We start from the raw sequence: 21159 nt of genomic DNA, 5'->3' as shown, positions 1-21159 counted from the left end.
ATCGTATCGCCCCAAAGAAGAATTACCCAATTATGACCACAGATATCCAAACCATTATCATTGGCGCCGGTGTTGTTGGGCTGGCCTGTGCCCAATCTCTCGCCCGTGCAGGCCGTGAAGTCCTGATCATTGAACGTCATGACGCCATCGGCACGGAAACCAGCGCACGCAACAGCGAAGTCATTCACGCCGGGATCTATTATCCGAAAGGAAGCCTGAAAGCACAGCTGTGCGTCGAAGGACGCGACCTTCTATATCGCTACTGCGCCGAAAACGGCATCGACCACAAACGCACAGGAAAACTGATCGTCGCCACGAAAGATGATCAGATTGATGCCCTGCGCAGCATTGAAAAGAAGGCGCAAGAAAACGGGGTTAATGACCTTGTCTGGCTGAGCAAGGCCGAAACCCTTAATCGTGAACCGGCCCTGAAATGCGTTGGCGCACTGCACAGCCCATCTACCGGCATTGTCGATTCCCATCAGTTGATGGTGACCCTTTTGGGGGATGCGGAAAATCACGGCGCCACACTGGCATTAAATACGGATGTGATTTCGGTCAACCACGACAAGGATGTCTACACGGTCAATACCCGTGATGCTGATGGCGAAGAAATGAGCCTGACCTGCGCCGAACTGATTGTTGCAGGCGGATTGCACAGCCAGACGCTAGGACGTAATTTTACCGGCATGAACAAAAACACTGTTCCTGCACAGCATTACGCGCGCGGCTGTTATTTTACTCTGTCGGGCAAGGCGCCATTTTCAACCTTGATCTACCCTGCCCCGGAACAAGCCGGGCTTGGCATTCATCTTACCCTTGATATGGGAGGACAGGCGCGCTTTGGTCCAGACGTCACGTGGGTTGATGCGCCGAACTACGACGTACCGGAAGAACGGCGCCACGATTTTGCCGAAGCCATCCGTAAATATTATCCTGATCTTGATGAAAACGCCCTTCAGGCAGGTTACGCTGGCGTGCGTCCGAAAATTCAGGCCCCGGATGAAGCGGCCCATGACTTCATGATTGCCGATGTAAAATCGCACGGCCTTAATGGTCTTGTAATGCTCTATGGTATTGAATCGCCGGGATTGACCGCATCACTTGCAATTGGCGCATTGGTCTGTGACCGCATAACGCGCCAGAGCGACATACGTGTCGCATCCTGATGGTCGCCCTGCGACGGCCTAAAATGCCAAACCACGACGCGTCAGACGCGATAAATATCTGATAGTAGATACGAGAAGCAAAAATGGGCAAGGAACGCCAGATGACGGCACAAAACAGCAAGGATGTCCAAAACAGATCAGCAATGCATCCTGCTGACAAAGGAGTGTCACGGCGCCGGTTCATTGAAGGCAGCATGGCCGGGTTGGGCGCAGCGCTAATTTCAAATACCCCGTTACTGGCTCAGGCTCAGCAGCTTGAGCCCTTCACGCCGACCCCCAACAGCTTAAGCGCGCCAAATGCCCAAGGCAGCCAGAACAGCAAACCAAAAATTGATTTCACGGAACGCATGCGTGATTACGTGGTTGATATCAGTCGCTGGGCCAAGGGATATCGCAGTGATTTTTCGATCATCGCGATGAACGCACTTGAACTGACCGAGTTTCTTGAAACAACGCTATTTGCTACGCGCGGCACCGCTGAACCCGCAAGGGATTATCTGCGTGCACTTGATGGCATCCTTATCGAAGCCCCGTTTTACGGCTATGACAAATATGGCGAGCCGACCAATACCGAGGAAACTAAATATATTCTTGGCTATCTCGAACGGTTGAAGCTTGAAGGCCTGCAATATCTGTTGGTTGATTACACCAATAAGGTCGACGACATGCAAAAGGCACGTCAACAAGTAAGCGGCCTTGATGCCCTGTATTACGCGGCACCACCGCCAGGTATGCAGCTGTCATCTCTGGCATCGGTACCGCGCACGCCAATCGGGTCCAATCCACACATTATCGACAACATCAGGTCGGCCAAAAATTTTGCTATGGTGCTCGACAGTTCACCTTATGGCACCAAGACGGCCTATCTTGATGCTCTGGTTGCGACCAATTACGATACGTTGATCATTGATCCGTTCCACCGCGGCACCATTCCGCTGACCTATGAGGACATGAAACGTCTGCGATATAAAAGGGTTGGAACGCCGCGCACCATTATGGCCTATATCAATATCGCGACAGCCGAAACATATCGCTATTACTGGCAAAGCAACTGGCACGCCGGATCGCCTGATTTCATCAGCGAAGGCAATATGATGGCCCGCTGGGGACAGGAACATCACGTGCATTACTGGACACCTGAATGGCAACGCCTGATTTTTGGGAGCGAAGGCAGCTATCTTGGTGGCATCATGAAACTTGGCTTTGATGGTGTGGTGCTTGGCGGGCTTGGTGAATATGCTTGGTGGCAGGATTACTGATCACAACCACCTGAACTTTCCTTAAAAGCGCGACGGCATTTGACGCGCCCGGTTGTGTTGGGCACTGTTGCATGCAGTTAAGAACATATGCTGCAAGCACAGCAACAGGAGGCCAGTTTGTCCGACCCAATCATTCATTATTTCTTTGTTCAGTCCCCATGGTCGTTTTTCGGGTTCCGCCCGGCAGTTGAAATTGCCAGAAAACACGGCGTGGGAATCATCCATAAACCATGCCGGGCGGCGGATGTCTGGGAACATGGTGGTGGCGTGCCATTGGCAAAGCGTCCCAAAGCCCGGCAGGAATACCGGATGGCAGAACTTAAACGCTGGTCCGCACATCTGGGCATTCCAATTAACCTGCAACCGAAATTCTTTCCCGTTGATGAAACACTGGCCGCACGGACCATCATTGCCGTGCAGGATGACGGTAAAGATGCGTCCACATTGATTGAGACGTTGATGGGAGATGTCTGGCTGCACGAACGCGATATCGCAGAACCGCAAACCGTGCGCGATGCCCTGATCAAATGTGACCTGTCGGCCGAGTATCTGGAAAATGCCGATTTGCCCGCCATTGCCGGAATTTATGACGCCAACTGTCAAGCCGCACGAGATCACAATATATTTGGTGTCCCAAGCTATGTGGTCGGCTCCGAGCTGTTTTGGGGCCAGGACCGGCTTGACTTTGTGGACCGCGCCCTATCTTAGGCTGGCATCCGCTTGCCCCACCACTCCTTTAAAAAAACAAACCGGGCGGGAAAAACATCCCGCCCGGTTTGTATATGGCCTTTACCGGCCAGAATTCATCTTCCCCTCAGGCAAGGCGTTTGACGTGATCGACAACAAACCCATCTGATGACGGATAGGTGTTTTCGATCATGGCAAGAGCCTTACCCTCGTTGCTTGCGGCAACTTCGTGGATTTGCACGTCGGCCCAGCGATCATCAAAGATTTCGTGGGAACGGTTCTCTTTGACGCATTCGCGAACGGCCTGATTGTGCAGTTCAACCTCGAATACGGTCTGGCGATGGTCTGTGAACGCAGACATTTCCGCCGATCTCCTTACTTTTTTGTCCGGCGGCGCCGCCCAGACGCCGTCGTGTCCTGAACTGGGAATCTCAACCACAAGATACCCAACCATCACTCTACGTTTCGCACCTTAACGAGCCGTAAATTATCCGGTTGTTTTGTATTTCAACACAAATCGCTCCGGTTTCAAGCCCCAATTTGTCATAGCCCTATCACCTCAAACGCCGACAACTGGGGGTTTCAGAACTTATCCTGCCAAATGCGCCATTTTGGAAAATAAATCGCTGAAATATGGGATTGATACCCGCTGAGGTGCCGTTCCAGCCAGATGAAAAATCGAAAAAAGAATCATTTTATCGAGGGCTTTTACATAAAACGCCCTTTGCTTGCGATTGTGCAGCGCACACGTCGCGCAACAATATTTCAAAGGTAATCTGCAGGGATCATAAAGTTCCGTCCTCGATCCCCCTACCCAACCGAAACGATCTTTTTTCACTCTTGCCTGAATTTAAAATTGATCAAATGGCCAATGCATCAAACATACAAGGATAAGCAAGCCCGTCTTGCACCAGAACAAACATGCTGCCAGGAGGCTGCCGAGGATGAACGTTTTTTCCGATACCGCATTTGACGGCCACGAACAGGTTGTTTTTGCCAGTGACAACGCCAGCGGATTGAAAACCATCATCGCCGTTCACAATACCAATCTTGGGCCATCGCTTGGTGGATGCCGAATGTGGCCCTATGCCAGTGAACAGGAAGCCATCCACGATGCGCTGCGCCTGTCGCGCGGCATGACGTATAAGTCGGCCCTTGCAAACTTGCCCCTTGGTGGTGGCAAGTCCGTCATCATCGGTGATCCACGCAGTCAGAAAACACCTGAACTGTTCCGTGCCATGGGCCGTGCCGTCGAGCAGGTCGGCGGTCGTTATATTGTTGCCGAAGATGTTGGCACCAGCCCGGCAGATATGGAACAGATCGCCAGTCAGACAAAACATGTCGGCGGGATCAGCGATGGCAAAGACCCGGCACGTACCGGAGACCCGTCACCCTTTACCGCCTACGGTGTATTCATCGGACTGAAAGAAGCCGCGCGGTTTAAAAACGGGCACGATGACCTGACCGGCATGCGCGTTGCTGTTCAGGGGCTTGGCCATGTCGGCTATCATTTGTGTCAGATGCTTTATGATGCCGGTGCAAAACTTGTGGTCGCCGATCTTAATCAGGCCAGTGTAACCAAGGCGGTTGATGCATTTGGCGCCACCGCGGTTTCAGTTGAGAACATCCTGTCTGTGGATTCCGATATCCTTGCTCCTTGTGCATTGGGGGGCGTGATCAATGATCGAACCCTTGAAAAACTTCGCGTCGGGATCATTGCCGGGGCAGCCAACAACCAGCTTGAACACGCACGTCATGGTGACATGCTGCGCGAAGCAGGCATTCTGTATGCCCCTGATTACGTCATTAATGCTGGCGGTGTTGTTGAGGTCCATTATTGCCGCGAAGGCAAACCGGTGAGCGACACCAACAAACACATCGCAGGCATCGGCGCGACCGTGCGCGAGATCTTTGACCGCGCCAAACAGCAAAACCTATCGACCAGTTTCGTTGCTGACCGACTGGCCGAAGAACGGTTTGGTCTGCGCCAACACGCAGCATGATCGCCCCTATCATGCAGACATGAACCCAAAACGACAAAAGGCGAGGCCCATAACGGCTTCGCCTTTTTTTTCATTCAGATGCAGATTTGGAAAACGGCCTTTGCAGCGTTATTCCGCGGCAATCGGCTCGTAGTTTGCTGTAACTGCAGCAGCATCATCGCAATCGCAATTACCGCAGGTGTTTGAATTAATCAGTTCTGCGCGCATATGGCAGGCGCATTTACCGCATTGTGGCGCACAGCCATGAAAACGGAACACCTCAGCCGGACGCGTCGCACCACCTTCTTCGGCAGCCCGTCTAACGTCTTTTTCTCTAAGCGCATTACAAACGCAAACATACATGGTGCAAATGCAATCAGTTATTAGTTACAGAGCAAAAGCTGTACGGTAAATGCGAATAGTTTTCAAACACTTTTAATACACCTCGGACAAAAAAATTCCCCGCAAACCGACAGATTTGCAGGGAATTTCAAAAAAGTCGTTTAATCAGAAGGAGATCAGGCAAGCGTGATATGGCTGACTACGCGTTTAACACCTTTGATGCGACGCACGATCGAAAGCACTTTTTGCAGTTCCGGATCGGTCTGCGCCTCGCCCATGATGTAAACAACATTATTTACCGACTGCCAGCGGTAGTTCACCGAACTGACGCCTTTTTCAGCCAATAACAAGGCTTTGATCTGGCCTTCAATCCAGACATCGGACACGGTTTGGGTCGCCGAATCGGTTGGAACGGCATTTTTGCCATACTCGTCTTCAGCCGCGCGATAGGCCTCAATGGATTCGGCATCGGCAATCTCAAGGTGATCATGAACGGTTTTGATGCGGTTATCCTGTTTGATCAGGGACATCACGTCATAATATTTGCCTTTTGAGTCGACCATCCCGGTGACCATGACCTCCTGCTTCCAGATGTCGACATTCACATCCATCAGATAGGTGTGATCGACTTTGGAAAACTCGCCAAGGATACCGGATTTAATCTGGGTATCGAGCCACTGGTCATTGCCTGTGCGGTCTTCGAGAGGCATCTGTAATGGCCCACAGGCAGCAATTGGAGCCGCCAACAGCACACATACCGAAACCGTTTTGACAACACTGCGCCAGCCTCGGGAAACCTGGATCATTTCGGTACTCCTTTTACGCCCATTGGGCATGTTCAATTATTATTCGGACCGTCGAACGTTCATGCGGCCATTCTAATCCTTACCAGATAAACGCCGCATGGCGTGTTCTGTTCCGGGCTGTATCTATTGCAGTGAATTTTGACGAAAAAAAGCCCTAAACAGTTTTAAACCGGGCCACATTAGCGAAAAATTGATCAGCAACAAAAAATGGACCGGGAATTTCTTCCCGATCCATTATATCGATACATCAATCAGGCAGGCGTATTACCAGAATGTCTGGCACCTGCCAAATGAGTCTGGTCACCCCTCGTCCATCGACATCAGAGACGCGTTGCCCCCAGCAGCCGTGGTGTTGATCGTGATGGTTTTTTCCGTTGCGAAACGGTGCATGAACGCCTGATCTGGCAGTGCGCCGTCATCTTCCGCACCGCTATCAGAAATCAACGACAGGATCGCACCATCGCGCTTTGCCAACAGTTGTTTGAACGATGTCACACGATCAAGCGACGCCACGCACGAAACACCGGCAATATCACCATCATACATGGCACCAAGGCCGGTATTGGCACTGACCACAGTCAGAAGCTTTTTCGGCATACCAGCCGAAAATGCAAGGCCTGGAAGGTCAGCGAACCATTTCTGATCACCTGCCAGAATAACCGCATTGCCCGCCGCAAGTGCCGCCCCCAAATGGCGGATCACGTGGGCTGGGTCAGCATCCTTGTCTGCCTGCACCAGATAAACACCGCGACCAAGGCAATACAGATCGTTGGTTTCACCGGTTGGACCGGGCATCCGTTTTGGTGCCACAAATCCGTTTTCCGAAAGGGCGGCAAAATCAGCAATGTGGTCGGCACCTGAAACCAATTCATCTTTTGATGAGTCACTTAGTTTTGATGCCAGTTTTTCAAGGATGCGAACTCGTTCATTGCCATCGAAAAACTGCCACTCTTCCTGTGCTGACAGCATGTCGGCGTATTGGGTTTTGGACAGGACATCTTTGACGATGATCGGTGAACGGTCATCATGAATTTCCGCATTCTGTGTGCTGCTTGCCGTGGCAACTGGCTTGGCAAACCGCTCGACATAATGCGGGCCGCCCGCCTTAGGACCGGTACCTGATTTACCTTGTCCCCCAAACGGCTGAACACCGACAACTGCACCGATCTGATTTCGGTTCACATAGCAGTTACCAACCCGCAGCTTGTGCGAGATTTCACGCACCGTACTGTCGATGCGTGAATGAATGCCAAGGGTCAGCCCATAGCCAGACGCGTTGATCTGATCAAGAACCTTACCAAGATCACGCGCCTTAAAGCGGACAACGTGAACAACCGGACCAAAGACTTCGCGTTCAAGCACATCAATCGACGGGATTTCAAAGCAATGCGGGGCAAAGAATGTGCCGTCCTGGCATTCAGGCAGTACATCACAGGCATGAAGCAATTTGGCTTCTTTCTTCATGCGCGCAGCATGTTTTTCAAGAGTTTTGCACGATTTCTCGTCAATCACCGGCCCGACATCGATATCAAGGAATTTCGGATCGCCGACCCGAAGTTCCTTCATCGCGCCAACCAGCATATGACAAAGTTTGTCGGCAATGTCTTCTTGCACAAACAAAACGCGCAAAGCCGAACACCGCTGACCAGCGGACTGGAAACCTGAAATCACCGCATCCTGAACCACCTGTTCTGGCAATGCGGTCGAGTCAACGATCATCGCGTTCTGACCACCAGTTTCGGCAATCAACGGCAATGGAACACCCGGACGTTTTGCCAACGCCTGATTGATCAATTGTGCGGTCTCGGTCGAGCCGGTAAAGGCCACACCGGCAATACGCGGGTCATTGATCAACTGATTGCCGATCACACGCCCCGGTCCCGGCACCAATTGGAAGGCAGAACCCGGAACACCGGCCTCAAGGATCAGTTCGGCGGCACGTGCCGCAACAAGCGACGTCTGCTCGGCCGGTTTGGCAATAACCGCATTCCCCGCGGCAAGGGCTGCAGTCACCTGACCCAAGAAGATCGCAAGCGGGAAGTTCCATGGGCTAATGCAAACAAATACCCCACGGCCTTCAAGTGGACCACCTTCGCGGAAAGTTTCTTCGGCGCGGTTGGCGTAATAACGGCAGAAATCAACGGCTTCTCGAACTTCGGCAACACCGTCCGAATAAAGCTTGCCCGCTTCGCGCTGACAAATGGCAATGAACTCGTCCATATGATCTTCAAGCAGATCACCAAGACGTCGCAATGCTACGGCCCGATCCGCACCAGACGTTGCATTCCACGCGTCATAGCCCTTAACGGCGGCAACAATAGCCGCCTCAACATCGGCTTCGGTCGCCTGAACAAGGTCACCGACCTTTTCCCCAAGTTTGGCCGGGTTCATGACATCAATTGGCGTTCCCGAAACAAGCTTGCCATCAATCAGTGGTGCTGCGTTCCAGGTTTTGCCCTGCATCGCGGCAAGTTTTTCATTCAGCGGCAGAAGCTTGTTGGTATCGGTCAGATCAATGCCGCGTGAATTCACACGCCCTGCCCCATAAAGATCAACCGGTGCCGGAATCTTCGGATGGGCTTTCCTCGGAAGGGCCGCCATCTTTTCAACCGGATCGGCGATCATTTCCTCGATTGGTAGTTGTTCGTCCTGAATACGGTTTACAAAGCTGGTGTTGGCACCATTTTCCAAAAGACGCCGCACCAGATAAGCCAAGAGGTCTTCGTGGCTGCCAACCGGGGCATAGATACGACAAGGCACATTTTCACCCGCCTTATCAACGATCTGCTCATAAAGCGCTTCGCCCATGCCGTGCAGACGCTGGAATTCGAACGTGCGATCATTGCCCGCCATCTCAAGGATGGAGGCAACCGTATGCGCATTGTGGCTGGCGAACTGGCAATAAAATGCGTCACGGCGCGACAGCATCAATTTCGCACAGGCCAGATAAGAAACGTCGGTTGATGCTTTCCGCGTAAAGCACGGATAACCGTCAAAGCCGTTTTCCTGACTGAATTTAACCTCGGTGTCCCAATAGGCTCCTTTGACAAGACGCACCATCATCTTGCGACCGACCTTAGTTGACAAGTCCGCAAGCCATTCAAGCACATGGTAAGCGCGTTTCTGATAGGCCTGAACCGCAAGTCCATATCCTTCCCATCCGCTTAGGTCGGGATCGGCAAACACATCGCCGATGACGTCAAGCGACAGATCAAGGCGATTGGCCTCTTCGGCATCGACAGTGAAACCGATGTCATATTTCTTGGCCAGAAGGGCAAGTTGCTTGAGACGCGGGGTCAGCTCGGTGACAACCCGTTCGTAATTGGCAAAATCATAGCGCGGATGAATGGCCGACAACTTGACCGAGATTCCCGGACTGTTGATCGGACCACGGCCCTTGGCAACGCGGCCAATATCGTGAATGGCATCTTCGTATGCCTTGTAGTAGCGATCCGCGTCTTCCATCGTGCGGGCAGCCTCGCCCAGCATGTCATAGGAATAGCGATAGCCTTTTTCTTCGTTCGCCTTGGCGCGAACGGATGCTTCGTCAATCGTGCGACCCATGACGAACTGGCGGCCCATAATGCGCATGGCATGGTTGAATGCCTTCCGGATAACTGGCTCACCGGACCGTCCAATCATGCGTTTGAGCAACCGGCCCGGATCGGCTTTTTCTGCCTTACCAAATTTGATGACCTTCCCGGTCAGCATCAAACCCCAGGTCGAGGCATTAACAAAGAAACTGTCAGAATGGCCAAGGTGGCTCTGCCAGTTGGCATCAAACAGTTTGTCCTGAATAAGTTTGTCCGCAGTAACCGCATCGGGAACACGCAACAGGGCCTCGGCAAGGCACATCAAAATGACGCCTTCCTTGCTCGACAGCTCATACTCATGAAGCAGCGCATCAATCCCGCTTTTGCCATTATCGGCCTTACGGACACGTGCGACCAATTGATAGGCGCGATCCTGAACGCGGGCGGTTTGCTCGGGCGACAACCGGGCTGTCTCTATCAGGCGGGCGACGGCTTCTTCCTCGTCGGCGCGATAGGCGTTGCGAATTTCAGTACGAATATCGTTTGGTTGGGGCAACTCTGTACGAAACATTTTGTCTTTTTTCTCCCTGCGGTTCACTTGCAGCCTGTCAGAAGATAAATGCAGCGATTTCGTCTTCAGACCCTGATGGCACCTCTATAACGACCGAGAATAATATTCTATCTGAAAAATGTGCTGCCATTTTTACAAAAAATACGATATATCATCCATCAGTTTCCTTATTGAATAGTCACAAACACTGGTTAGAAAGCCAAAATGCAGAAGAATCAAAAAAATCTCGACAAAATCGACACACAGATCCTTCGTGAGCTGCAAAATGATGGGCGCATGTCGAATGTCGAACTGTCGCGCCGCGTTAACCTGAGCCCGACACCGTGCCTTGAACGTGTCCGGCGTCTTGAGCAGCAAGGCTTTATTACCGGCTATATGGCGACCATTGATCCGCGCAAGTTGAACCAGTCACTGGTCGTATTTGTCGAAATCACGCTTGATCGCACGACCCCGGATGTCTTTGACGTCTTTGCCGCTGCGATCCGTAAACTGCCCGAAATAGAAGAATGCCACATGGTTGCTGGCGGCTTTGACTATCTCGCCAAACTTCGGGTTGAAGACATGTATGCTTATCGTGAATTCCTCGAACGTCTGTCTTCGGTGCAGGGAGTCAGCCAGACTCATACATATGTCGTGATGGAAGAAGTAAAAGTCCGCCCCGGCATCGTAATCCCCTAAGCATCTGTTTTTTAATTGCTTTGCACAGGCTCAATGGCGCACAATCAGGTTCGGTCCAAATGGGCACAAGACCTGTACGGCCCGGCTTTTGCCAAATGACAATTAAGAACAATCAGGTGCAGGAAACATGTCGGAAGTCCGGTTTTACTTCGATTTCTCATCACCGTATGGCTACCTCGCTGCCGAGCGTATGGAAGAATTCGAATCGCGTGTCGGGGTAAAAGTCATCTGGCGCCCTTTTATGATTGGTGCTGCCTTTAAACAAACCGGACAAAGCCCGCTTCTTGAGCAACCCATTCGTGGCGACTATTTCCGCCATGACATGGAACGCTGCGCACGGGCACAAAACACCCCGTTCTGCATTCCCCAAAACTTCCCATACTCGGCCTTGATGCCAACACGCGCCTTCTACTGGCTTGAATCGCGATCTCCCGCATTGGCGCGTAAATTTGCCAAGGATATCTATCGCGGCTATTTCGCCGATGGACTGGATATGTCTAACCCGGAAAACGTTCTGGCCGCCGCCACGCGCCACTCGATCAATCCGGGCGAAATGCGTGCTGCTGTCGAAGAACAGCGCTGGAAAAGTCACACCCGCGACATCACAGACGAAGCAATCGAAATGGGCGCGTTCGGATCACCGTTCTTTTTCTATGAAGGCGAGCCGTTCTTTGGCAATGACCGGATAGATCAGCTTGAGCAGTGGATTAAACTGCACAAATCCCGAAACGACAGCTAATCTTCACATGCTTTCTTAATAAGCCTGATTTGGCGGATCAATCGGACCTAACTTCACGACCCTCAGGGCATTGACAACGGTCGTCAAAAGCCAAAACCGTCCCTTGTCGCAACAGTCACAAACAGCTGAAAACCTAGACTTCAAGCCAAAATCATTGCATATAGACAATTCCGGTACTAAAATACCTATTTAATATTGACGCTTACGTAAACTTCCCCCATAACAACACCCAGAACGTCATTCAACTCGGGCGCAAAACCCGCAACAAAATGGTGTAATTGGACAATGACGGTACTGAAATCTGCGGTAAATTCCCGTTCCGAAGAATTCCGCACCAATGCCGAACATATGGAACAACTGGTTGAAGACCTGCGCAATCAAATATCGCAGATCAAACTGGGCGGCGGCGAACGTGCACGCGACCGGCATACGGGACGCGGCAAGCTGCTACCGCGTGAACGCATTCGCCAGTTGCTTGATGTCGGCTCCCCGTTTCTGGAGCTCTCGCAACTGGCTGCACACGGCATGTATGGCGACGAAGATGTGCCTGCTGCTGGCATCATTACCGGCATTGGGCGCGTATCGGGTGTTGAATGCGTGATTGTCGCCAATGATGCGACGGTCAAGGGTGGATCGTACTATCCCATGACCGTAAAGAAGCATCTTCGCGCGCAGGAAATTGCGCTGGAAAACAATCTGCCGTGTATTTATCTGGTCGACAGTGGTGGGGCCAACCTACCCCGTCAGGATGATGTTTTCCCCGACCGCGATCATTTCGGGCGGATTTTCTTTAATCAGGCCACCATGTCATCCAAGGCCATCCCACAAATCGCGGTTGTCATGGGCTCCTGCACCGCGGGCGGTGCTTATGTCCCGGCAATGTCGGATGAAAGCATCATTGTCCGCAAGCAGGGTACGATTTTCTTGGGTGGACCTCCGTTGGTGAAGGCTGCCACAGGCGAAGTTGTCTCGGCTGAAGATCTGGGCGGTGCCGATGTGCATTGTAAAACATCGGGTGTTACCGACCATTACGCACAGGATGACAGCCACGCACTGTCGATTGCCCGCGATATCGTCAAAAACCTGAACTGGTACAAGAACCCCAGCCTGACATTGACCGAACCGCGCGCACCGGCCTATGACCGGCGCGAAATTTACGGTGTTGTCCCAACCGACACCAAGAAACCCTATGACGTGCGCGAAATCATTGCCCGCATCGTTGACGGGTCCGAGTTTGACGAGTTCAAGGCGCAATACGGCACCACGCTGGTCACCGGCTTTGCCCGTATTTTCGGATACCCGGTTGGGATCATTGCCAACAACGGTATTCTGTTTTCTGAAAGCGCGCTCAAAGGTGCGCATTTCATTGAACTGTGCGCACAACGTGGCATTCCATTGGTGTTCTTGCAAAACATCACCGGCTTTATGATTGGCCGCAAGTATGAAGCCGGCGGCATTGCCAAGGATGGGGCCAAACTTGTCACCGCCGTGGCCACCGCCAATGTGCCAAAATTCACCGTTCTGATTGGTGGCTCATTTGGCGCAGGCAACTATGGCATGTGTGGCCGCGCCTACAGCCCGCGTTTCTTGTGGATGTGGCCCAATGCCCGCATTTCGGTCATGGGCGGCGAACAGGCAGCAAATGTTTTGACCCAAATTCGCAGCGATGCAGCGGAAAAACGCGGCGAAACATGGCCCGAGGCCGAACAGGAAGCCTTCAAAGGTCCGATCCGTGATCAATACGAAGCACAGGGGCACCCCTATTACGCATCGGCCCGCCTTTGGGATGATGGCGTGATTGATCCGGCAGACACCCGCATGGTTCTTGGCCTCGGCCTTTCAGCAGCACTCAACAAACCGGTCGAAGATACCCGGTTTGGCGTGTTTAGAATGTGAGCCCACCATGACCAATGTAAACACCAATAACATTGACGATGCCGCCATCTGTGAAATTGCCGACACCGGCGTTGCACGCATCATCCTGAACCGCCCGGATATCCACAATGCGTTTGATGACGCGTTAATAGCCGACCTGACCGCCAAGATCGAAACACTTGACGCCGATCCGGCTGTCCGCGTCGTGATCCTGACCGGTGCTGGCAAAAGCTTTTCAGCCGGGGCCGACCTTAACTGGATGAAGCGCATGGCGGCATACAGCCACGCGGAGAACCTTGACGATTCACGCGCATTGGCAAAGTTGATGAAGGTTTTGAACTTCACCTCAAAACCAACCATCGCACTGGTCAACGGGGCTGCCTTTGGCGGCGGCGTTGGCTTGGCCGCGTGCTGCGATATCGTCATAGCATCGGATCGTGCGAGTTTCTGCCTGTCAGAAGTCAAACTTGGCCTGATCCCGGCGGTGATTTCGCCCTATGTGGTTGAGGTCATCGGGGTTAATCAGGCGCGGCGTTATTTCCTGACGGCCGAACGATTTAATGCCCAAACCGCCAAGGACATCGGACTCGTACACGAAGTGGTGCTAGGTGATGACCTGACGGCACGCGGCGATGAGATGGCGCAGATTCTGCTGGCGAATGGGCCACAGGCGATGCATGCCGCCAAAAACCTGATTTACGCTGTTGCGAACACACCGATTTCCGACGCCGTGATTGATGACACCGCCCATCGCATTGCCGATCAGCGCGCAAGTGCCGAAGGCCGCGAAGGTGTCGCTGCCTTTCTGGAAAAACGTCCCGCGAACTGGAGCAAGAAATAACATGCCGCGCAAAATTTTGATCGCCAATCGCGGTGAGATCGCCTGTCGTGTGATCAAAACCGCCCGTCGCATGGGCATCCAGACCGTTGCCGTTTACTCCGATGCAGATGCCAATGCATTGCACGTTAAATCTGCCGATGAGGCGTATCATATCGGTGCCCCTGCCCCCAAAGACAGTTATCTTCGCACCGACCGCTTGCTTGACGTGATCGCGCAATCAGGCGCCGATGCCGTGCATCCGGGCTATGGTTTTTTATCGGAAAATGCCGGATTTGCCGACGCGCTTGAAAAAGCTGGCTGTGTCTTTGTCGGCCCACCGGCAAGTGCCATCCGTGCGATGGGATCAAAATCCGAAGCCAAGAAAATCATGGGCAAGGCAGGCGTGCCGCTGGTCCCGGGGTATCACGGCGCGGATCAGGAGCCGGATTTCCTTGCGGCCGAGGCCGAAAAGATCGGTTATCCGGTTTTGATCAAGGCATCGGCGGGTGGTGGCGGCAAAGGCATGCGCGCGGTTAAACGGCGTCTGACTTCAAAGACGCACTGATCAGTTGCAAACGCGAAGCGCAAAGCAGCTTTGGCGATGATCATTGCCTGATTGAAAAGCTGATTGTCACCCCGCGCCACGTTGAAATTCAGGTTTTCGCCGATAGCCACGGCAATGCGGTATATCTGTTTGAACGCGACTGCTCGCTGCAACGTCGCCATCAAAAGGTGATTGAAGAAGCCCCTGCACCCAATATGGGCGAAGAATTACGCGCACAAATGGGCAAGGCCGCCGTCGATGCTGCCAAGGCGATTGGCTATCAGGGAGCGGGCACGGTTGAATTCCTGCTTGATGCTTCGGGTGCGTTTTACTTCATGGAAATGAACACCCGCCTTCAGGTCGAACATCCCGTGACCGAAAAAATCACTGGCGAAGACCTTGTGGAATGGCAATTACGCGTTGCCGATGGCGAAACTCTTCCGAAATCGCAGGATGAACTGACCATCAACGGGCATGCATTTGAAGTTCGTATCTATGCCGAAGACCCACAGAACGATTTTCTGCCCGCCACCGGCAAACTGGTCCATATGCGCATGCCGCGTGAAAGCGATCATGTCCGTGTGGATACCGGCGTCTATGAAGGCGGCGAAGTATCGATCCATTATGACCCGATGATCGCCAAGCTGATCACGTGGGATGTGGATCGCACATCGGCCCTGCGCCGCATGGCAGCCGCCCTTAATGACGTGCAGATCGTCGGGGTGACCACCAATACCGGTTTCCTTGGCAACATCGCCCGACATCCGGCGTTTGAGCGTGGTGAAGTCGAAACCGGCTTCATCCCGATGTATCACGACGACCTGATCCCGGCCCCAACGACACCGGATAACGAGGCCCTGGCCTTTGCCGCCCTTGATGTGCTGCGCGCCCGTGATGCTGAGGCGGCCCGTTTTGCGGCCCAAAGTAACGATCCCTATTCCCCGTGGCACAGCACGGCGGGTTTCCGGCTGAACGATGACAATCATCATGATTTGATATTGCGCCATGATGGTGATGATATTGCGGTCAAAGTCCACTACCGTGATCATGGCTATGTCATGGATATGCCCGATGGTAGCGCTATCATCGCCAGCGCCAAACATGATCAGGACGGAGCCATTCATGCCAGCCTGAACAATGTGCGCAAACGCGCCACCGTGCTGCGTGATGGCAATCGTCTGACGATTTTCCGCGATGGTCGCACCGACCGGCTGGAAATATTCGACCCACTGGCCGCCGCTGGTGCAGCCGAAGGGACAGGTGGTGGCTTAACCGCCCCGATGCCCGGCAAGATCATTGCCGTCATGGCAAAGGCCGGACAAGCTGTGACGGCGGGCGACAAGCTTGTGGTCATGGAAGCCATGAAAATGGAACACACCATTTCAGCCCCGGTTACCGGCACGGTCAAAGAGGTCTTCTTTGACGTCGGCGATCAAGTCAAGGACGGTGCGGAACTGATCGCGATTGAGGAGGCCGAATAATGGCCCTTCTTTCTGGTTTACCCACCAACGTTAAAATCGTTGAAGTCGGCCCGCGCGATGGCCTTCAGAACGAAAAGACGATGGTTGCGACCGCCACTAAGGTCGAACTGATAAACCGTTTGAATGATGCGGGACTGTCGGTGGTCGAGGCCACCGCCTTTGTCAGTCCGAAATGGGTTCCGCAAATGGCCGATGCGTCCGAGGTCATGGCAAAGATCACCCGTAAATCCGGCGTGACCTATCCCGTTTTGACCCCAAATACCAAGGGGCTTGAGGCCGCCATTACCGCGGGCGCGACCGAGGTCGCCGTTTTTGGTGCTGCATCGGAAAGTTTCTCGCAGAAGAATATCAATTGTTCGATTGCCGAAAGTCTGGATCGTTTCCGTCCGTTGGTTATTGCCGCCCGCGATGCGGGTCTTTCTGTACGTGGTTATGTATCCTGTGTTCTTGGCTGCCCGTATGAAGGCGACATTGCACCGGAAAAAGTCGCCGAGGTTGCCAAGGCACTTTATGACATGGGATGTTATGAAGTCAGTCTGGGTGACACTATTGGCACGGGCACCCCTGCCAAGGCACAGGCAATGATTTCTGCGGTTACCGAACATATCCCAATTGAAAAAATCGCGGCCCACTTTCATGACACCTATGGTCAGGCGCTTGCCAATCTTCTTGCAGTTCTGGAAATGGGGGTGGCAACGTTTGACAGTTCGGTCGCCGGATTAGGCGGCTGTCCCTATGCCAAAGGTGCTAGTGGCAATGTCGCGACCGAAGACGTTGTTTATATGCTCGGCGGGCTTGGCATCAAAACCGGTATTGATCTTGAAAAGCTTGCCGCGACAGGCAGCTGGATTTGTGATCAAATCGGACGATCAAGCGCATCAAAGGCCAATCTGGCGATTGGGGCAAAGCGCAGCACGAACGAGGGATAGCGCATGAAGGGTCCGTCACCATACAGCTTCCGACGGGCCATCCCCAACGACCTTTCCATGATCCGCCGCTGGCTTTATTTGCCCGAAGTCATCCGCTGGTGGGGCAATCCTGTCGAGCAGATCGAAATTATCACCGAAGACATTGAACTGGCCGAAATGGCAACGCTGATTGTGTCTTACCGCAATCGGCCGTTTGCTTTTGTTCAGCATTACGACGCCCATCAATGGCCACAGGACCATTTCGAAAATCTTCTGGCGGGCACCCGCTGTATGGATAGCTTTATCGGCGTTTCGGCCATGATGGGATGCGGTCACGGGCGCATGTTCTTGAGCCTGCTATCGAACATGCTGATCGAACGCGGTGCCCCGTTAATCGCAATTGATCCAGACCCAACCAACGAGGCGGCAATTCGCTGCTATGAGGCGATTGGTTTTGTCGGGCACCGCGAATACGACACAAGCGAAGGTCCCTGCCTTTTGATGACATTTGATCCCAAAAGGCAGGGATAGGATACTTTTCGTCAGGCTGCCCGCACGTCATTTAGGAACTGGGCAACCTTTTCACGCAGGACTTCTGCCTGCTGCGAAAGCTCCCCGGACGCTGCGAGAACATCCTCTGCCGCGGCTCCGGTTGATCCGGCGGCTTCGTTCACACCCGTGATATTAGAAGAAACTTCGGTTGTCCCCACAGATGCTTCCTGAACATTTCGGGTAATTTCCTGCGTCGCAGCCCCTTGTTCCTCCACCGCACTGGCAATGGTTGCCGCAATCTCGTTGATTTCGGCGATTGTGGTTGAAATTAGACCAATGGCATCAACCGCGCCTTCGGTTTCATGTTGAATACCGGTGATCTGGGCTGTGATATCTTCGGTCGCGCGTGATGTTGCGGTCGCAAGGTTTTTGACCTCGGCGGCAACAACGGCAAACCCCTTGCCAGCATCCCCCGCACGTGCGGCTTCAATCGTTGCATTCAGGGCCAGAAGATTGGTCTGTTCGGCAATGTCGCGGATCAGACCAACAACGTCCCCAATTTTCTGCGCCGCAGCGGCCAGCCCCCGCACCTGTTCATTGGTCCGCTCTGCATCCGATACCGCACGGCTTGCCACTGTTGAAGACTGACTGACCTGATGGGTGATTTCAGCAATAGAAGCACTGAGCTCCTCTGCCGCACTTGCAACCGTTTGTACATTATTTGACGCCTGTTCGGCAGCAGCGGCCACAATGTTGGACTGACGGCTGGTTTCCTCGGCCGTGCTGGTCATGCCAGTTGCGGTTGCCTGCATCTCGGTCGATGCCGATGCCACCGCTTCAAGCACAGTGGAAACTTCGCTGTCGAAGCCCGATGTCAGCTCACTGATTCTCGCAGCCCGCCGTTCACGTACCTTGGCGGCCTCGACCTCTTGGGCGGCAAGTTCTTCGGCCTTGATCATGTTTTCCTTGAAGATCAAAACAGCCTTGGCCATATCGCCAATTTCATCGCGGTGATCCTGACCGGGAATGTCAATGTTCTTATTCCCGCCAGCAAGCGTATTCATTGCATCCGTGATCGCACGGATCGGACGGGAAATACCCGTCCCAATGGTCCAGGCCACAGCAATACCGAGCACAATAGCAATCCCTGCGACAATCTCGGTAGCCATGACAGACTGACTGGCTGCCTTCGTCGCCCGTGGTCCAATTTCGTCCTGTTCTGCCTTAATCTCAAGTTTGAGTTCTTCAAGATCGTGGGCGATGATCGGGCCCAGCCGATCAAGTGTACCCGTCACCAATGTTGCGCGCGCCGGATCATTAGCCGGAAGTGAGACAACCTGATCAAATGCATCAAAGTAGGTTTTCAGTTCTTTATCCGACTTTTGCGCATTTTCCAGACGTTCGGGTTCACGTAGCATGCCAACCAACTCGTCATTCAACGTGATTGCTGTTGCCAGACGGGTTTTGACACTCTCGGCGGAGGTCGGGTTTGCATTCAGAAGATAGTCTTTTACCGAAACGCGTGCTTCCAGAAGGTTGGCCTGAACCCGGGCCGCCTGATTGGATTGCAACGCGATCTGACGGTAACGCATAAAGTCATCGCCGACACTGCTGATCGCCAAGACTGACATCAACGACATGATCGCCAGCAAAACAAGCACAACACCAAAACCGCCAAAGACCTTTGTCGCGATCTTTAAACGCTTAAACACTGAAAACATTGAATTACCCCGCCTTAGAAAAGTGTACTCCTCTAATATGGGAATGGCACTGGCCCTAAGTCGCTACGGGTGTGAACAAATTCACAACCAATAATCGCAAAAATAACATTACATGACCGTATTAGGACTTGATGCCCTGTTGGTGCTCCCGCGATTATTGCTGCCGCGGCAGGCACGTCGGTAACTTACGATGCCTGTGCCAAGGCCAAACAGTACGACTCCCGCGATCTGACCATACAAAACGCCCGACGCGCCAAAATACAAGCTACCCAGCCAAACCAGCGGGATCACCCCCAGCAATTCCTTGGTCAAATCAGCAACCATGGCAAGATTGGGCCGCCCGGTGACGTTAAAGAACGTATGCGATGAATATTGCAGGCCCAGAAACATATAAAGCGGCGCGATCATGGTACAGAACACCGCAAGCAATGCCGATGTTTCCGGCGTCGCATGAAAAAGTGCTGCCAACTGGTCTGACAAAAGATACAAGATCGTGGAAACGATCAGTCCATAGGCAATGATCAGCCCCCAAACCGTGTGCCAAAGGGCGCGAATGCGCGCAGATTTTCCGGCCGCAAAGTTCTGCCCAATGATCGGGCCTATCGCCTGTGGCAGCGCCATATAGCCAACGAAGGCAAACGGGGCGATACGTTCAATAATCGCCATGGCCGCCACGGCGTCCGCCCCAAACTGCGCCATGGAGGCCATGATGAAGCCGCTTGCGATGGGCGGGCCCATTTTGGCAAGACCGACCGGCACTGTGACCTGGGCAATTTCGCCGATATCCTCTCGAAAAAGCGCCCTATCAAACCGGCCCAGCATTGGATGCACGCGATACACCCCATAAAAAGCAATCGCCATGATGGTGATGCGCGACAGGACAGTCGCCCATGCCGCCCCCTCAACACCCCAGCCAAACCCGAAAATAAAAATTGGATCAAGCACGGCGTTCACAGTCGCTCCGGCGATCTTGGCCCACATTGAGAGCTGCCTTGCGCCAATGGCACGCAAAAGTGCGCCCGACGACATGCTAAGAACAAGCACAGGCAGGCACAGCATGACGATCTGTAGATAGCTTGTGCCAAGTTCATGGGCGCGCCCGGTCGCCCCCAAAAGCGACAACATATAGGGGGCCGACAACCAAAGCACGACTGTCATCGCAGCCGAAATACCACCGCCGAAAACCAGAATGTGGGTTGCAAATATCTTTGCACGGTCACGATCCCCGCGTCCCTCAGCGCGGGATACAAGGGCCGTCATCGCCGTTGAGATGCCAAGCGAAACCGCCAGAGTAAAAAATATCAACGGCCAGGCAAAACCAAGTCCTGCGACAACATCAACGTCACCAAGAAAACTTAGAAACAGCAGATCAAGCGCATCAACCAACACCAGTGCCACCAGCGCAAACATGCTGGTGTGTGCCATACTGAAAATATGGCGCAACATCGAACCACTGACGAAATATTGCGGTTGCAAGGCCATCTTACGCCGTCTCGTCCAGTTCAAATGACATGAGAAGAAGAAATGCCCGACAAAACCGTTACCAAAGACA

Annotated in this window: 16 protein-coding genes and 1 pseudogene; 11 read left to right on the top strand and 6 right to left on the bottom strand. The window is 53.2% G+C overall.

Features of this window, described 5'->3' with window-relative positions; translation table 11 throughout:
- Nucleotides 1-32 precede the first annotated feature (32 nt).
- The 3 genes from AMM48_RS19240 to AMM48_RS19230 all read left to right on the top strand — a co-directional run bounded on the left by AMM48_RS19240 (nucleotide 33) and on the right by AMM48_RS19230 (nucleotide 3136).
- Entirely contained in the window at nucleotides 33-1169 is a 1137-nt protein-coding gene (locus AMM48_RS19240; RefSeq protein ID WP_102785388.1) for an NAD(P)/FAD-dependent oxidoreductase, read from the top strand.
- A gap of 83 nt (nucleotides 1170-1252) precedes the next feature.
- A complete protein-coding gene (locus AMM48_RS19235; RefSeq protein WP_244271313.1) occupies nucleotides 1253-2428 on the top strand; it encodes a hypothetical protein in 1176 nt (391 codons plus the stop codon).
- Between the two features lie 117 nt (nucleotides 2429-2545).
- Entirely contained in the window at nucleotides 2546-3136 is a 591-nt protein-coding gene (locus tag AMM48_RS19230; protein WP_102785419.1) for a 2-hydroxychromene-2-carboxylate isomerase, read from the top strand.
- A 106-nt stretch (nucleotides 3137-3242) separates the two neighbouring features.
- Here the strand turns inward: AMM48_RS19230 and AMM48_RS19225 are convergent, their stop codons facing one another.
- Nucleotides 3243-3476 (bottom strand): hypothetical protein, encoded by a 234-nt coding sequence (locus AMM48_RS19225; protein ID WP_022730303.1) that lies wholly within the window; start codon nucleotides 3474-3476, stop codon nucleotides 3243-3245.
- Nucleotides 3477-4059: 583 nt separating this feature from the next.
- Between AMM48_RS19225 and AMM48_RS19220 the strand changes: the two genes are divergently transcribed.
- Nucleotides 4060-5118 carry a Glu/Leu/Phe/Val dehydrogenase dimerization domain-containing protein gene (locus AMM48_RS19220; protein WP_102785387.1) on the top strand — a complete coding sequence of 353 codons (1059 nt, stop codon included), beginning with the start codon at nucleotides 4060-4062 and terminating at the stop codon, nucleotides 5116-5118.
- Between the two features lie 108 nt (nucleotides 5119-5226).
- Here AMM48_RS19220 and AMM48_RS19215 read toward each other — a convergent pair whose 3' ends face one another.
- From AMM48_RS19215 to putA, 3 genes are all read right to left on the bottom strand, one after another.
- Complete coding sequence (locus tag AMM48_RS19215) at nucleotides 5227-5460, bottom strand: (2Fe-2S)-binding protein (protein WP_102785386.1); 234 nt, start codon at nucleotides 5458-5460, stop codon at nucleotides 5227-5229.
- A 155-nt stretch (nucleotides 5461-5615) separates the two neighbouring features.
- Nucleotides 5616-6245 (bottom strand): BON domain-containing protein, encoded by a 630-nt coding sequence (locus AMM48_RS19210; protein ID WP_101304490.1) that lies wholly within the window; start codon nucleotides 6243-6245, stop codon nucleotides 5616-5618.
- A gap of 300 nt (nucleotides 6246-6545) precedes the next feature.
- Nucleotides 6546-10349 carry a bifunctional proline dehydrogenase/L-glutamate gamma-semialdehyde dehydrogenase PutA gene (putA, locus tag AMM48_RS19205; protein ID WP_102785385.1) on the bottom strand — a complete coding sequence of 1268 codons (3804 nt, stop codon included), beginning with the start codon at nucleotides 10347-10349 and terminating at the stop codon, nucleotides 6546-6548.
- 204 nt (nucleotides 10350-10553) lie between these two features.
- On the opposite strand from putA, the gene AMM48_RS19200 reads away from it, so the two are divergent.
- The 7 genes and pseudogenes from AMM48_RS19200 to AMM48_RS19170 all read left to right on the top strand — a co-directional run bounded on the left by AMM48_RS19200 (nucleotide 10554) and on the right by AMM48_RS19170 (nucleotide 17925).
- Complete coding sequence (locus AMM48_RS19200; protein ID WP_022730298.1) at nucleotides 10554-11027, top strand: Lrp/AsnC ligand binding domain-containing protein; 474 nt, start codon at nucleotides 10554-10556, stop codon at nucleotides 11025-11027.
- Between the two features lie 127 nt (nucleotides 11028-11154).
- Entirely contained in the window at nucleotides 11155-11766 is a 612-nt protein-coding gene (locus tag AMM48_RS19195; protein ID WP_022730297.1) for a 2-hydroxychromene-2-carboxylate isomerase, read from the top strand.
- Nucleotides 11767-12051: 285 nt separating this feature from the next.
- Nucleotides 12052-13662 (top strand): carboxyl transferase domain-containing protein, encoded by a 1611-nt coding sequence (locus AMM48_RS19190; protein WP_102785384.1) that lies wholly within the window; start codon nucleotides 12052-12054, stop codon nucleotides 13660-13662.
- Between the two features lie 7 nt (nucleotides 13663-13669).
- Nucleotides 13670-14482, top strand: a complete 813-nt coding sequence (locus tag AMM48_RS19185; RefSeq protein WP_102785383.1) for an enoyl-CoA hydratase/isomerase family protein — start codon at nucleotides 13670-13672, stop codon at nucleotides 14480-14482.
- Nucleotide 14483: 1 nt separating this feature from the next.
- A pseudogene (locus AMM48_RS19180) lies at nucleotides 14484-16486 on the top strand (acetyl/propionyl/methylcrotonyl-CoA carboxylase subunit alpha).
- Nucleotides 16486-17415 carry a hydroxymethylglutaryl-CoA lyase gene (locus tag AMM48_RS19175; RefSeq protein WP_102785382.1) on the top strand — a complete coding sequence of 310 codons (930 nt, stop codon included), beginning with the start codon at nucleotides 16486-16488 and terminating at the stop codon, nucleotides 17413-17415. The pseudogene AMM48_RS19180 and the gene AMM48_RS19175 overlap by 1 nt, the downstream one beginning before the upstream one ends.
- Before the next feature lie 3 nt (nucleotides 17416-17418).
- Nucleotides 17419-17925 carry a GNAT family N-acetyltransferase gene (locus AMM48_RS19170; protein ID WP_102785381.1) on the top strand — a complete coding sequence of 169 codons (507 nt, stop codon included), beginning with the start codon at nucleotides 17419-17421 and terminating at the stop codon, nucleotides 17923-17925.
- Nucleotides 17926-17936: 11 nt separating this feature from the next.
- On the opposite strand, the gene AMM48_RS19165 is transcribed toward AMM48_RS19170, so the two are convergent.
- Nucleotides 17937-19607, bottom strand: a complete 1671-nt coding sequence (locus tag AMM48_RS19165) for a methyl-accepting chemotaxis protein (RefSeq protein ID WP_102785380.1) — start codon at nucleotides 19605-19607, stop codon at nucleotides 17937-17939.
- Nucleotides 19608-19715: 108 nt separating this feature from the next.
- Nucleotides 19716-21089: an MATE family efflux transporter gene (locus AMM48_RS19160; RefSeq protein WP_102785379.1), complete on the bottom strand. Its 1374-nt coding sequence runs from the start codon at nucleotides 21087-21089 to the stop codon at nucleotides 19716-19718.
- Nucleotides 21090-21159: the final 70 nt, after the last annotated feature.

The sequence above is a fragment of the Thalassospira sp. GB04J01 genome (assembly GCF_000751115.1).
Lineage (GTDB): Bacteria > Pseudomonadota > Alphaproteobacteria > Rhodospirillales > Thalassospiraceae > Thalassospira > Thalassospira lucentensis.
This window is presented reverse-complemented; position numbering and strand designations above follow the sequence as displayed.

Bases quoted from the DNA above. Each gene is read 5' to 3' on its own strand.
- AMM48_RS19240 (WP_102785388.1), top strand. From the start codon at position 33: ATGACCACAGATATCCAAACCATTATCATTGGCGCCGGTGTTGTTGGG.
- AMM48_RS19235 (WP_244271313.1), top strand. From the start codon at position 1,253: ATGGGCAAGGAACGCCAGATGACGGCACAAAACAGCAAGGATGTCCAA.
- AMM48_RS19225 (WP_022730303.1), bottom strand. From the start codon at position 3,476: ATGTCTGCGTTCACAGACCATCGCCAGACCGTATTCGAGGTTGAACTG.
- AMM48_RS19220 (WP_102785387.1), top strand. From the start codon at position 4,060: ATGAACGTTTTTTCCGATACCGCATTTGACGGCCACGAACAGGTTGTT.
- AMM48_RS19215 (WP_102785386.1), bottom strand. From the start codon at position 5,460: ATGTATGTTTGCGTTTGTAATGCGCTTAGAGAAAAAGACGTTAGACGG.
- AMM48_RS19210 (WP_101304490.1), bottom strand. From the start codon at position 6,245: ATGATCCAGGTTTCCCGAGGCTGGCGCAGTGTTGTCAAAACGGTTTCG.
- putA (WP_102785385.1), bottom strand. From the start codon at position 10,349: ATGTTTCGTACAGAGTTGCCCCAACCAAACGATATTCGTACTGAAATT.
- AMM48_RS19200 (WP_022730298.1), top strand. From the start codon at position 10,554: ATGCAGAAGAATCAAAAAAATCTCGACAAAATCGACACACAGATCCTT.
- AMM48_RS19195 (WP_022730297.1), top strand. From the start codon at position 11,155: ATGTCGGAAGTCCGGTTTTACTTCGATTTCTCATCACCGTATGGCTAC.
- AMM48_RS19190 (WP_102785384.1), top strand. From the start codon at position 12,052: ATGACGGTACTGAAATCTGCGGTAAATTCCCGTTCCGAAGAATTCCGC.
- AMM48_RS19185 (WP_102785383.1), top strand. From the start codon at position 13,670: ATGACCAATGTAAACACCAATAACATTGACGATGCCGCCATCTGTGAA.
- AMM48_RS19175 (WP_102785382.1), top strand. From the start codon at position 16,486: ATGGCCCTTCTTTCTGGTTTACCCACCAACGTTAAAATCGTTGAAGTC.
- AMM48_RS19170 (WP_102785381.1), top strand. From the start codon at position 17,419: ATGAAGGGTCCGTCACCATACAGCTTCCGACGGGCCATCCCCAACGAC.
- AMM48_RS19165 (WP_102785380.1), bottom strand. From the start codon at position 19,607: ATGTTTTCAGTGTTTAAGCGTTTAAAGATCGCGACAAAGGTCTTTGGC.
- AMM48_RS19160 (WP_102785379.1), bottom strand. From the start codon at position 21,089: ATGGCCTTGCAACCGCAATATTTCGTCAGTGGTTCGATGTTGCGCCAT.